12 protein-coding genes are annotated in these 13,262 nt (G+C 40.4%); 8 read left to right on the plus strand and 4 right to left on the minus strand.

The window, feature by feature from the left end; genetic code table 11:
* Positions 1 to 222 precede the first annotated feature (222 nt).
* Entirely contained in the window at positions 223 to 654 is a 432-nt protein-coding gene (locus tag WD048_14990) for a GNAT family protein (GenBank protein MEX0813523.1), read from the plus strand.
* A gap of 2 nt (positions 655 to 656) precedes the next feature.
* Here WD048_14990 and WD048_14995 read toward each other — a convergent pair whose 3' ends face one another.
* Positions 657 to 1,154: a histidine phosphatase family protein gene (locus WD048_14995; protein ID MEX0813524.1), complete on the minus strand. Its 498-nt coding sequence runs from the start codon at positions 1,152 to 1,154 to the stop codon at positions 657 to 659.
* A 313-nt stretch (positions 1,155 to 1,467) separates the two neighbouring features.
* Here WD048_14995 and WD048_15000 point away from each other — a divergent pair, with 313 nt between their 5' ends.
* Both WD048_15000 and WD048_15005 read left to right on the plus strand, forming a co-directional pair.
* Positions 1,468 to 2,802, plus strand: a complete 1,335-nt coding sequence (locus WD048_15000; GenBank protein MEX0813525.1) for a PhoH family protein — start codon at positions 1,468 to 1,470, stop codon at positions 2,800 to 2,802.
* Between the two features lie 223 nt (positions 2,803 to 3,025).
* The gene (locus WD048_15005) at positions 3,026 to 5,500 is read left to right on the plus strand and encodes an acyl-CoA dehydrogenase (GenBank protein MEX0813526.1); all 2,475 of its coding nucleotides are present in this window, start codon (positions 3,026 to 3,028) and stop codon (positions 5,498 to 5,500) included.
* Between the two features lie 201 nt (positions 5,501 to 5,701).
* Here WD048_15005 and WD048_15010 read toward each other — a convergent pair whose 3' ends face one another.
* Positions 5,702 to 5,878 carry a hypothetical protein gene (locus WD048_15010; GenBank protein ID MEX0813527.1) on the minus strand — a complete coding sequence of 59 codons (177 nt, stop codon included), beginning with the start codon at positions 5,876 to 5,878 and terminating at the stop codon, positions 5,702 to 5,704.
* 125 nt (positions 5,879 to 6,003) lie between these two features.
* On the opposite strand from WD048_15010, the gene WD048_15015 reads away from it, so the two are divergent.
* Together WD048_15015 and WD048_15020 are read left to right on the plus strand one after the other, a co-directional pair.
* Positions 6,004 to 6,621, plus strand: coding sequence for a uridine-cytidine kinase (locus tag WD048_15015; GenBank protein MEX0813528.1), 618 nt, complete (start codon positions 6,004 to 6,006; stop codon positions 6,619 to 6,621).
* A gap of 14 nt (positions 6,622 to 6,635) precedes the next feature.
* Positions 6,636 to 8,396: a DUF349 domain-containing protein gene (locus WD048_15020; protein ID MEX0813529.1), complete on the plus strand. Its 1,761-nt coding sequence runs from the start codon at positions 6,636 to 6,638 to the stop codon at positions 8,394 to 8,396.
* 12 nt (positions 8,397 to 8,408) lie between these two features.
* Here WD048_15020 and WD048_15025 read toward each other — a convergent pair whose 3' ends face one another.
* Both WD048_15025 and WD048_15030 read right to left on the minus strand, forming a co-directional pair.
* Entirely contained in the window at positions 8,409 to 8,930 is a 522-nt protein-coding gene (locus tag WD048_15025; protein ID MEX0813530.1) for a helix-turn-helix transcriptional regulator, read from the minus strand.
* Positions 8,927 to 9,160, minus strand: a complete 234-nt coding sequence (locus WD048_15030; protein ID MEX0813531.1) for a DUF4160 domain-containing protein — start codon at positions 9,158 to 9,160, stop codon at positions 8,927 to 8,929. The genes WD048_15025 and WD048_15030 overlap by 4 nt, the downstream gene beginning before the upstream one ends.
* Before the next feature lie 146 nt (positions 9,161 to 9,306).
* Here WD048_15030 and lpxK point away from each other — a divergent pair, with 146 nt between their 5' ends.
* Genes lpxK through WD048_15045 form a run of 3 tightly spaced genes read left to right on the plus strand, consistent with a single transcriptional unit; the run spans position 9,307 to position 13,261 of the window.
* Positions 9,307 to 10,386 carry a tetraacyldisaccharide 4'-kinase gene (gene lpxK / locus WD048_15035; protein MEX0813532.1) on the plus strand — a complete coding sequence of 360 codons (1,080 nt, stop codon included), beginning with the start codon at positions 9,307 to 9,309 and terminating at the stop codon, positions 10,384 to 10,386.
* A 23-nt stretch (positions 10,387 to 10,409) separates the two neighbouring features.
* The gene (locus WD048_15040; protein ID MEX0813533.1) at positions 10,410 to 11,234 is read left to right on the plus strand and encodes a purine-nucleoside phosphorylase; all 825 of its coding nucleotides are present in this window, start codon (positions 10,410 to 10,412) and stop codon (positions 11,232 to 11,234) included.
* A 2-nt stretch (positions 11,235 to 11,236) separates the two neighbouring features.
* Entirely contained in the window at positions 11,237 to 13,261 is a 2,025-nt protein-coding gene (locus WD048_15045) for a putative porin (GenBank protein MEX0813534.1), read from the plus strand.
* Position 13,262 lies beyond the last annotated feature (1 nt).

Consider the following 13,262-nt stretch of genomic DNA (forward strand, 5'->3'; position numbering starts at 1 on the left):
GTCATTGAAAAATTAATGGGATCTTAGATTTATGGTGCTTTTCGACCAGACACTATTTACCATTAGCGTAATAATTCCCCATCCATTTTTCAAAATGACCTCATTGAATATTCAGACTAAAAGGCTTTACATCAGAAATCTTAAAATAGAAGATCTGGAAAATTCCATTTTTACCGATCAAACCCTGCAATATGCAAGCATCAGGGGTTTGATGTAATGAATATGGAACAGGCAATGGGCTTTGTCAAAATACATTCAAACAAAAAATTCGGAAAGGCGGGTGAGTGGGTGCAGTATGGAATTGAAAACAGGGAAACAAAAAAAATCATTGGCGACTGTGCGATTAAGATCAAGCAATCAGACATTAGAATAGCGGAAATTGGAATTACAATTTCCCACACTGAACAGCGGAAGGGCTATGCTAAACAGGTCATGATTGGCATTCTGGATTTTTTATTTAGCATTGAGGATTTCCACCGGGTTGCCGAAAGAGTGGATGTTAAAAATACAGCATCCATAAAACTGCTGGAAAGCATTGGTTTTAGAAAGGAAGGGCATTTTATAGAAAACATCTTTTTCAACGGAAAATGGGGTAGTGAATTTCAATACGCTATGCTGAGAAGGGAATGGGAGAGTAAAATAAAATTGTTGTAACCCTACTTCCTAAACATTTTAGGATAAATAAAGAAATCAATCTGTGCGCTATTCTCCCTGATCTGTCCCCATTGCTCTACATTGAAGGAAAGGGCAACAACACCTGAGGTGGGCACTTTATCAAAGCTCCTGTTGCTCAATAATTCACAGATATAGCTCAGTGTAGGTTCATGTCCAAACAGCATGGTACTATTTACTTCATTAGGCAAACCAAGAATCAAGGTTTTCATTTCATCAACCGAACTGGCATAAATTCCCGACAGCGTTTTAACTTCAGATTTTGAAAAACCGAGTTCTTCTGCAAAAATTTCGGCTGTAGTGAAAGCTCTTTTTGCAGGGCTACTGACCCAGTGTTCGGGGAAAATATTCTTTGCTTTAAGATGCCGTGCCATAATAATGGCATCTTCTGTCCCGCTTTTTTTCAGCGGGCGCTCAAAATCTCTCAATGCTCTGTATTTCCAACTTGACTTTGCATGTCGAACTAAGTAGAGTTTTTTCATAGCTGCTGATATTTATTCACCTTATGCAATTGTTTTATTGATGCCTTTAAAATATAAACCACAGAGCAATAATATTGTTTTATCTCAGCTTATCTCAAATTAAAATAGCAGTATAAAACAATGTTTTTTTAAAAATTGTTGTTACTATTTTGTTAATAAATCAAATTTATTCACAGAAAAAAATGTGTAGCTTTTACTCGATAATCGAGATTTGAATGCTCCGAGGCTTGCCTCGTAATCAAAAGTATTTTTTCCAAATAAATGACTCGTGGGCTTGCCCCGAGGTTGTTTACTTTTAAATCAAAATTTGAAAATGCCAGAACAACAAAAAGCAAAAAAGATATTTGTAATAGATACTTCCGTAATACTCTACAACCACACTTCTATACTTTCTTTTGCCGACAATGACGTAGCCATTCCCATCACAGTACTGGAAGAATTAGACAATTTCAAAAAGGGCAATGAGATCAAAAATTTTGAAGCGCGTGAATTCATCAGAACGCTTGACAAGCTATCGGGAGAATATACCATCACGAATTGGACGCCCCTGAATGGGGGAGGTAAAGGTAAATTCAAAGTGATTTTGAACGAAACCGGAAAGACGGATTCCGACCTTGTTTTTGGGGGCAAAAAAGCGGACCATAAAATTCTGAACGCAGCACTTAAACTGGCGGAAGAGGAAAAAGACAAGAAGGTGATTCTGGTTAGCAAGGATATTAATTTGCGATTGAAAGCTAAAGCTCTAAACCTTACTGCTGAAGATTTTGAAACCGGCAAAGTAAAAAATATTGATGAGCTTTTTAAAGGCAAAAGCACGATAGATGATGTCGATCCGGAGGTGATCAGCGCCATATATAAAGATGGCTTTTGTGCTTACAAAGCACTTTTTAGTGAGGAGCCCATTGCCAATCACTATTATATCTTGAAAAACGAGAAAAAATCAGTGCTGGCCTATTACAATCCCTCTACTGAAATGCTGGAACGCATAGAAAAACGCTATGCCTATCACATCAAACCTAGAAATGCTGAGCAGGTATTTGCCTTACATTCTCTATTCCATCCCGATGTAAAAGTAGTAACACTTCAGGGTGTCTCAGGAACCGGGAAGACCTTGCTGGCGCTATCTGCTGCGCTGGAGCAGGCCAAGCAATTCAGCCAGATTTTTCTGGCACGACCCATCGTTCCCCTCAGCAATAAAGACATTGGTTATCTTCCGGGAGATATTAAATCCAAGATCAATCCCTATATGGAGCCCATGTGGGACAATCTGAAATTTATAAAAGGACAGTTCAAAGAAACGGAGCGCTCTTATAAAAAAATAGAGTCGATGCTGGAAAGAGAGAAATTGCTGATTACCCCACTGGCCTATATTCGAGGACGAAGCATTTCAAATGTTTATTTTATAGTGGATGAAGCGCAGAACTTAACGCCCCACGAAATCAAAACCATTATTACCCGTGCCGGTGATGATACCAAAATAGTTTTTACCGGAGACATCAATCAGATAGATACGCCCTATCTCGATTCGCAGAGCAATGGTCTTTCCTACCTGATAGATAAATTCAAAGGCCAGGATATATACTCACATATCAATCTGGAAAAAGGAGAGCGCTCAGACCTGGCGAATTTAGCCAATCAGTTGTTATAGAAAAAACTTCTTTTTTAAGCCCCTGTATTTCAGATTTTTTCTCTTATCAATAAATAGGATGTAGCTATTATTGGTTATTTGTGTTGAAATTTTGAAAATTCCCCACTAATTATTAGTATTTTTTTATCAATTGTTGTAATATTAAGTACTAAGACCACTTGATTTTTAGTCAATTGTGATTGCCTCAAGCATAAGTTTAATTCAATTTAAACCTTAAAACATCATGGAACAGTTTTTTTACGGGATACTTCCTCAATTCATCGGTCCTGCCATTGCCGGGATCGTTCTTGTATTTTTAGCTTTGGCCTACAAAGGAGCTGCACTTTGGCTCTGGACTATTTTTGCAGCGGCTTTTCTCTGGGGCTTTGGAGCTCCGGTATGGCTTTGGGCTGTTTTTGGAGCATTTGCTGTATTATTCAATGTTCCACCATTGCGGCAAAATCTAGTTTCTGCACCAACAATGGCATTTCTGAATAAACTCGGATTCCTACCAACTATTTCAGATACAGAAAGAATTGCCCTGGATGCCGGAACAGTCTGGATCGATGGCGACTTTTTCTCGGGCAAGCCCGATTTCAAAAAAATCTTAGAGGAATCCTATCCTGAATTGTCAGAAGATGAAAAAGCCTTTATGAATGGCCCGGTTGAAGAACTGTGTAAAATGGCCAATGACCACCAAATCCATAAGGATGGCGATCTGCCAGCCGAAATATGGGACTATATTAAAAAAGAACGCTTTTTTGGTATGACCATTCCAAAAGAATATGAAGGACACGGATTTTCAGCCAGTGGTATGAATGCCATTACTGCAAAAATCGGCACAAGGTCTGCACCGCTATGTGTGGATGTAATGGTGCCCAACTCTTTAGGACCTGGCGAATTGCTGACACATTACGGCACACCGAAACAAAAAGAATATTATTTGCCTCGCCTGGCGAAAGGAGAGGAAATCCCCTGTTTTGCGTTGACAGAACCCAATGCCGGTTCAGATGCTGCTTCAATATCCTCTCACGGTGTAGTCTTTAAGGGCGATGATGGCAAACTGTACATGAAATTAAACTGGAACAAGCGTTACATCACTCTGGCAGCAATTTCAACCTTGCTTGGGTTGGCTTTTCAGTTAAGAGACCCGGAAAACCTGTTGGGAAAAGGTAAATTTCCCGGCATTACCTGCGCTTTGATTCCAACGAATTTGCCCGGAGTGGTTTTGGGAAAAAGACACGATCCACTGGGTGTTCCTTTTATCAATTCGCCAACAGAAGGACATGATGTGGTTGTTTCCGTTGATCAGATCATAGGTGGGCCTGAGCAGGCCGGCAATGGTTGGAGAATGTTGATGGAAACACTGGCCGGTGGAAGGGGCATATTTTTACCCGCGATGGGTCGTGCAGCCGGTAAAATGCTCGGTTTGGCAGGAGGTGCTTATGCTGGTGTCAGACAGCAATTCGGCCTGGAAATTGGAAAGTTTGAGGGCATTGAGGAAATACTTGCAAAAATCGGAGGCCTGGGTTATGTGCTTGAGGGCATGAACAGGTTTACCTGCGGTGCTTTGGACAAGGGCAAAAAACCGGCAGTAATTTCTGCACTGGCCAAATATTGGGCAACTGAACTCAATCGTACTTTGGTTAATGATGCGATGGATATGGTGGGAGGTGCAGGAATTATTATGGGGCCTAAGAATTTGCTGGGCAATTCATACATTGCCCTTCCGGTAGGCATTACAGTTGAAGGCTCCAATATTGTAACGCGCTCCCTGATCATTTACGGACAGGGCTTGATTAGATGTCACCCCTATGCGGTGAAGGAAATGGAAGCCATTATGAACAATGATGCGAAAGCTTTTGACAAAGCCTTTTGGGGACATACAGGAATGATCCTTAGCACTAAGGTGCGTTCTTTATTATTGAGTTTGACTCGGGGTTGGTTGGCAGGTTCACCTGTTAGCGGTCCTACGGCCAAATACTACAGAAGATTGTCCTGGACTTCTGCCACTTTCGCATTTTTATCCAATATTGCATTGATTATGCTGGGCGGTGAACTGAAAAGAAAGGAAAAGTTATCTGGAAAATTTGCCGATATACTTTCCTGGCAATACCTGGCGATCTGTGCCCTGAGACGCTACGAAGCAGGCGGCAGAAAGAAAGAAGAGCTGCCTTTTGTACAATGGGCCTGTGAATATGCCCTGGCAAAAATCCAATTGGCCTTTGATGGGATATACAGCAATTTCCCTGTTCCGCTAATAGGCAGTGTTTTTGCCGGTCCGGTTGCACTGTGGTCGAGATTGAACCCGATTGGCACCATGCCTTCCGACAAACTGGGACATAAAGTAGCCAAAACACTATTAAGCCCAGGCCCCTACAGGGATAGCCTGAAAGACGGCTGTTTTGTACCGACCGACAGCGAGGAGCAATTTGCCAAACTTGAAAAAGCCTTCGCTTTGGTAGATGAGAGCAAAGGTGTTTATGGTAAAATAAGGAAAGCCATAAAAAGCAAGCAACTCAAAAAGGCCAAAGGAAAAATATTGCTGAAAAATGCTTTAGAAGCTGAAGTCATTACGCAGGAGGAATATGAACTGGTATTAAAAACCGAACGGCTGCGCGATGAAGTTGTACAGGTGGATTCCTTTAGCCTGGAGGAAATGCCCGTGAATATTGAGGTGGTTACAGCGCCTTCAAAAGATACGTCTGTTGCTACTTAGTACCTTATAATTTAACTTCTACCATTTTTTGGCAGAATATTAATATTCTTCATGTCACGTGAAAAGCCTTGTAAACATTGGTCGTCCAAAAGTAAATTATTTATCCAAATTTAAATTTCAGATCTGTCGGGGTAGCCACAAGGCATGCCTTGTGGCTACCCCGACAGAATCTCTAGGCTATCTATGGGTCCAAGCGGTTTTTTAATTCAGGCCTTCTTTCAAATTCGGAAACACCTTCCCTGTTTTTTGCAATAGATATTCCCCATAAGTCCCATCAAAAGAATGTACATTTTCTTTGTCCCAAAGCTGATGAAAATCATCTTGTGCGAGATTGTAGTTGACAATTCTTTTGATTTCACCTCTTTGGTTCTGGCTCATCCAGGTTAGGTTTTATGTTTGCTAATATTGTCACCCAACAATAAATAGTGGTTTGATAGCTACTTTTAGCCTTTACTGCATCTATGCAAAAGAAGTCTTAATTTTGCAGCAAGCCAGTAAATTAAATGAACCAAAAACCATACATAGTTGGTGTAGCAGGGGGGAGTGCCTCGGGCAAAACTTCTTTTTTAAAAGTATTGAAAAAGAGAATGCCCGAGGGCAGTGTCAGTATAGTGTCGCAAGACAATTACTACAAGCCCTTTGATACCCAGGAAAAAGATGAAAACGGGGAAGTGAATTTCGACCTTCCCACTGCCATTTGCAGAGAGAGTTTCCACCGCGATTTGCAAGCGTTAATGGCCGGTAATACTGTGCGCGTAAAAGAATATACTTTCAATAATTCTGCTAAAATTTCGGGAGAAATAGAATTGGCCCCTGCACCTGTCATTGTTATGGAAGGACTCTTTATTTTTCATTACAATGAAATTCGCAGTTTTCTCGATCTAAAAGTATATATTGATGCCAAAGAAGACATCAAACTGAAAAGAAGGATATTGCGCGATGCCACAGAAAGAGGTTATGCGGAAAACACTGTGCGCTATCAATGGGATCAGCATGTGGTGCCTTCTTATAAAAAATTTCTACGTCCATACCGCGACAATTCAGACATCATTATCACGAATAATGTTCGGTTTGATAAAGGGCTGGATGTATTGATCAGTCATTTAAACACTAAAATTTAATTCTTCCTTCTGTTATGAGTAAGCAGGAAATCGTATTGCAATTAGAAGAAACCATTAAGGAAAACGAAGTACAGAAAGTGCTCGATAAAGTGCGCGTGCTCGAAAAAGAATTTGAGGAAGCCCGCGAGCAAAAAAACAAAGTTGCGCTCAAAGCTTTTTTGGAGGATGAAAACAACCATGAGTCGGATTTCGTGGCGCCCAAAGATTCAGCAGACTTTCGTTTTAAAGAGCTTATCAATATTTTTAATGACAAATACGCTGCCTATAAAAAGCAACACAGCGAAGAACTCAAGGCCAATTACGAGCTGAAAAAAGAGCTTTTGGCGGATTTGAAAAACCTCATAGAAAATGAGGAAACAATAGCCAAAGCCTTTGACAAATTTGAAGCCATAAAAGAAAAATGGCGCAATACCGGGGCTGTGCCCAAGCACCTCTACAGTGAATTGCAAAACGAATGGGTGCACCATAATGATCTGTTTTACTATACGGTAAACATCTACAAAGACCTGAAAAAGCTTGACCTGGATAAAAACCTTGAAGCCAAGCAAAAGGTAGTGGAAAAAATCAATCATCTGAAAGATGAAAAATCCATCAAACAGTGCGAGCATTTCGTAAAGCAGTTTCAGGAAGAATGGAGCGAGATCGGGCCTGTTCCGCACGAGAAATGGGAAGCGCTTCGGGCGACTTACAAAGAAGCACTGGATGCGGTTTACCAAAGAATAAAAGAACATTACAAAAAGGTAAAAGAAGAACAAAAGACCAATCAGGAAGCCAAAGAGAAAGTAATTGAAACCATCAGAAATATTGATGTCGATGTGCTGGATCATCCCAAAAAGTGGCAAGAGGCTACAAAGCAGGTTTTAGACCAGCAAAAGGAATGGAAAGGCATTGGCTTTAGTCCGAGAAAAAAGCGCGAAGTTCTTTTTCAGGATTATCGCGAGGCATGCGATCGCTTTTTCAATGCCAAACAAGCCTATTACGAAAAGCTGAAAGAAAAGCGCGAGAAAATTCGTGAGAAAAAAGAAGCGCTGCTCAAAGATTTGGAGCAGTGGAAAGACAGTACGGATTGGCGCAAAGCTACGTTGGAAATTAAAAATATACAGGACCGCTGGAAGCAGATCGAGCCGCTTTCGCCCCGCGAAGAAAACCGCATGTGGAAGAAAATGAGAAGCACCTGCGATTATTTCTTCGATAAGAAAAGAACTTTTTATGCCACAATGGACGACAGGCAGGAAGAAAATCTGAAAACTAAACAAGCACTGGTTGAAAAGATCAAAAAAACTGAGCTCAGTGGTGATAAAGAAAAAGACCTTCAGGAGCTAAAGAAAATTGCAGAAGAATGGACCAATATCGGGCCGGTTCCGAGAAAGGAAGTAGAAAATATTAATACAGCTTACAAGTCAGCTTTAGATGGTCTTTACAAAAATCTTTCGGTAGATGACAGTGAAAAAGAGGCCATTCAGTACCAAAACAGAATGGATGCTTTTGTTGCAGCGGGAGAAGATACAGACCTACTCTTTAAAAAGGAAGAGCGTATTCTGAGCGATAAAGTTAAAGGCTTGAAAGATTCAATCATACAATATGAAAACAACCTGAGTTTTTTCGGCCACAGCAAAGGCGCAGAAAAATTGCGCAAAGATGTGGAGCAAAGAGTGGAGCAATCGAAAAAGCGCCTGGAAGAATGGGAGCAAAAATTAAAACTGCTGCGCAAAAACAGAGACCTTTTTCACAAAGCAAAGGCTGAAAAAAAGGAGCAGGCAGATAAGGAAGCTTAAACCTTTGAAGGCTTATTCTATTTTCAGAGTAAATACCCTGCCAAGTCCCGCTTCTACTATTTTTCTGAAGGTAGAAAGCTCTACATCAGTTCTGTTGTTTTCAAGTCTTGAAATGTAAAACCTGGACGTGCCGCACCTCTCTGCCAATTGCTCTTGTGTCAAACCGGCTTTTATTCTTGCAGCTTTTATCAAGGTTCCGAATTTTTCAGAAGCAGAAGGCTCAACAGCTTTGCTCATCCTGTAAAGTTCGTCCGGACTCAATTCATAAGGGTGCATTTCTTCATTTCCATCTTCATTAATAAGTGATACTGGAATATTAGGCCAGGACAATGTATAATTCCTAAGCCTTACTTTTTTGAATTCTTTTTCCTTTAAAAGAGGGAATTCTATATCCCCTGATTTAAGCTTCCATTTTTTAAATATTTCCTTAAAATCAAGTACTCTATTCTCGCCATTATTGAACATACAGTAAACTTTGAAGCCTTCAATTTTCTGCACTTTAATTATCCTCGGAATTATTGGTCTTTTTCTCATAAGTCTGGGTTTAATCGTTTAAAATTTTCAAGTAAAAAATCCTGCCTGTTTTTTGCCCAATTAATCACTTTGCCTCTTTTGGATTTGGGTAAACGCCCAGTATACCTTTTCAATGTTTTAATTTCAATCAGTTCTTCATGTTCTGCATATATTGCATGAAAATGTGGTGGTGGATGTTCTCTTGAATAAATGTCAATTTTTATTGAGTCAATAATTTTTATAGTAGGCATAAATTATTGTCTAGTTAGACAACAAATATACAAACAAAAAAAGTTTCTGGTTGAATTTTTGATTGTGAGTAAATAATTCAGTCCTCATCTTAAGGAGTACAATATTTACAAACTCCATCTCCACAATTTTAGATAGCTTTGCTTTTATGATGCCATTGATTGCCTATCTGCGTTATTTGCTCTTTCCTTTTAGCTTACTATACGGAGGCATTATATTTCTGCGAAATAAATTCTATGACTGGAATATGCTCAAAAGCATACAGTTTCACTTTCCGGTGATTTCTGTAGGCAATTTGTCGGTAGGGGGCACAGGAAAAACACCACATATTGAATATTTGATAAAATTGCTGGGCACTCAATACAAACTGGCTGTTTTGAGCCGGGGCTATAAAAGAAAAAGCAGTGGATATAAAATGGTGCAGCGCATGGCCACTGCTAATGAAGTAGGCGATGAAGCTTCACTGATAAAAAGTAAATATCCTTTTGTGAATGTAGCTGTGGCTGAAGAGCGGGTTTATGGCATTCCACAATTACTGAGCGATGCACCCCAAACACAGGTCTTACTGCTGGATGATGCCTTTCAACACCGCAGTGTTACTCCTGCTATAAACATTCTGCTTACAAGATTCAATAAACCCTATACCCGCGATTATATTCTGCCAGCAGGAAGTCTGCGCGAATTCAGAGCATCTGCCAAAAGAGCCGATTTTATTGTTGTGAGCAAATGCCCTGAATCCCTTAGCAAAGAACAGCGCGAAAGTCTCAGAAAAGAAATAGCTCCTTCAAAAAACCAGTTATTGCTGTTCTCATATTTGAAATACGGCAAAGCATATAACCTGATTGACAGTAAAGATAAAATTGAACTGTCCGATCCAGATGCCATCTATTTGTTTAGCGGAATTGCACAGTTAGACGAATTGATGGAATACCTCAAAAGCCAAAGCAAAGAGGTTTTCAACAGCGAATATCCCGATCACCATAATTTTGATGCTTATGATATGGACAATATCCGCACCGCATTTCAGAATATTGACCGGAAAAATAAAATACTGCTCACTACAGAAAAAGATGTAGTGCGCTTGATTCCGCACAAGCGATGGGTGCAGGAAAACAAACTGCCCATTTACATACTGCCTGTTGAAGTGGAGTTTTTCCCGGAAGACAAAGACAGGTTTCAACGAGAGTTGCTGCAATATTTAGAAAAAGTTGTAGAAAAAAATGAATGATTATTTTTGAATAAAACAAGGTTATGGAAAACTTATTGAAGCAAATAGAAGAAACACTTGCCTATATTAAAGCAAAGGTAGATACTCAACCCAAAATCGGTATTATTCTCGGTACCGGGCTCGGTGCACTGGCAGATGAAATTGAAGTCACACAAATACTCGATTATGCTCATACGCCTCATTTTCCAGTTTCAACAGTAGAAAGCCATTCCGGTAAATTGATCTTTGGCAAATTGGGCGGAAAAGATGTGGTGGCCATGCAGGGGCGTTTTCATTACTATGAAGGCTACAATATGAGGGCTGTTACCTACCCCGTAAGAGTGATGAAAGCACTGGGCATTGAGCAACTCTTTATTTCAAATGCAGCGGGCAGTACCAATGAAAATTTTAAAACCGGCCACCTGATGATCCTCAATGATCATATTAATTTGCAACCGGAGCATCCGCTCAGGGGTAAAAACTACAATAGCCTGGGGCCGCGTTTTCCCGATATGTTGCATACTTATGATCCCCAATTGATTGAAAAGGCACTTGAAATTGCACGGGGAAAAAATATCGATTGCCACCAGGGCGTTTATGCCAGTGTTTCAGGCCCTTGCTTAGAGACTCCTGCTGAATATACTTATTTGCACAGAATCGGAGCCGATGCAGTAGGCATGTCAACCGTTCCCGAAGTGATTGTAGCAAAACACATGGATTTGAAAATTTTCGCCATTTCGGTAATTACAGATATGGGTTATCCGCGCGAAGTGATCAAGGAAACCAGTATTGAAGATGTGATTGCTGTGGCCAATGAAGCAGAACCGAAATTAACGGAAATTATGAAAGAATTGATAGCCGGTCTTTGATTATGCTTCATAAAGTAAGCTATATATCTGCAAGCAGAAATAATTCGATTGGGCATCAATGTTTATTTACGGGATGCCTTTTTGTGTTTGTATTTATATTGTTTCCTTTCACAACATTTGCCCAAGAGGAAGAAGCCGACACTACTTTGCAAATTGTAGAGATAGAAGAAGAATTGGTCCTGGACACAGTTTTTTCCGACCGAAAATTTTTAGACCGTGGCGCTTCTGAAATTACTTATACAAAAGGAATCAACGGGATAAAGATTTTCCGACCCGACACCACGCTCGATTATTTTCATATTTACGATCCTGCCAGGCAAAAAGATTTTAGATTTCTGAATACGGGCAATATCGGCAGTGCTGCCCATTATATTTTCTTTGACAATTACACACCCTTTGGATTCAGAACCGGGCATGAACAATTTGATGTGTATCGTTTTACAAAAGACAATATTCCTTTTTACAACAGCCGTGTTTCTTATTCCAATTTAAAGATCATGATTGGCACCAACAGGGAGCAATTGTATGAAGCCACCCACAATCAGAATATTGGTTCACAGTTTAATTTCGGCTTCAATTTCAGACGGGTAGCATCAACAGGATTGTACACCAACCAGGAAACAGGCAACAACAGTGCAGCACTCACTGCCAGGGTCAACAGTAAAAACAAACGCTATACGGCACAAACAATCTTGCAGCTCAACAATATGAAATCGCTTGAAAACGGTGGGGTGGAATTTACAGGGATGTTTGACGATACTACATTTACTACCAAAACCCTGTTAGAAGTCAATTCCCCTAATGCACGTACCGAAGACCGGGAAATGGGCGCCTTGGTAAGACAATCTTATTCATTTGGAAAAAAGGCCTATGAGAGCATTAATGACACTACAGTGCTCTATGAGTTTTACCCTTCCATAACTTTTTATCACGAGGCGGAGTACAAACGCAGGAAATATCGATTTTACGATACCAATCCCGATTCCCTGTTTTACGATGATTTTTATTCCATTTCCGACAGCATTGAAAACCAATATATTTTTAAGGATTTGCGCAATGAATTTGGCGTGAATTTTTCCAGGATTAAGTGCATCGACACTACTGGAAGTCCGCAGTACAATGATTTTTTAATTCGTGCATCAGCCACTTATGCATACCTGGAGTGGTTCAATCAATTTCATTTTGAATCTTTGAGCGAGCTCAATGTGAATTTTTCTGTCAGTGATCACCCAAATGTTGAAGGGCGTTTTTTGTATGCTGGAAATTTAAGAATGGCATTGGCCTCCTACAATCAGGGTGATCTGCGCGCCAATGCCTATCTGGGCTTGCAGGGCGATAAATGGGGACAATTGAAGGTGTTGAGTGGCTATTCCCGGCAGGAGCCTGCTTATGTTGCACAGCGCTTTTTTATCAGGGATTTTTCCTGGCAAAATGATTTTCAGAAAGAGAATTACTTTTGGTTGGGAGCCGACTATATTCTACCAAAACACAGACTGGGATTGAGTGGCAGAATGTTTACGCTTAGTAACCTGATTTATTACGACAGCGACAGAAGGCCCGCTCAAAGCGACAATGCACAGAATGTATTTACAGCAAGTCTCGATCATTCGCTGAGGGTAGGCTGGTTTGGCCTGGACAATTTGCTGCGTGTGCAGTATTTAACCCAGGATGACGCACTGCGTGTGCCTTTGTTTTGGATGCGCAGCTCGATTTATGCCCAGGGGCGCATCTTTAAAAAAGTAATGCTGGGAAAAGTCGGATTTGATATGTATTACAATACACCCTATGATGCGCTTTACTATTTTCCGATGACCGGACAATTTCAATTGAACGGAAACAATACCCTAAATTATGTACCGCGCCTGGATCTGTTCCTTTCTTTCCAGGTGAAATCATTGAGTATTTTCGCCAAAATGCAGAATTTGCTACAAGGGATTGGCGAGCAAAATGGCAACTTTAACTTTTATCGCTACCCGGAATACGACAGAGCTTTTAAAGTAGGACTGAGCTGGGATTTTTACAATTAAT

The sequence above is a fragment of the Chitinophagales bacterium genome (genome assembly GCA_040877935.1).
Lineage (GTDB): Bacteria > Bacteroidota > Bacteroidia > Chitinophagales > CAIOSU01 > JBBDNB01.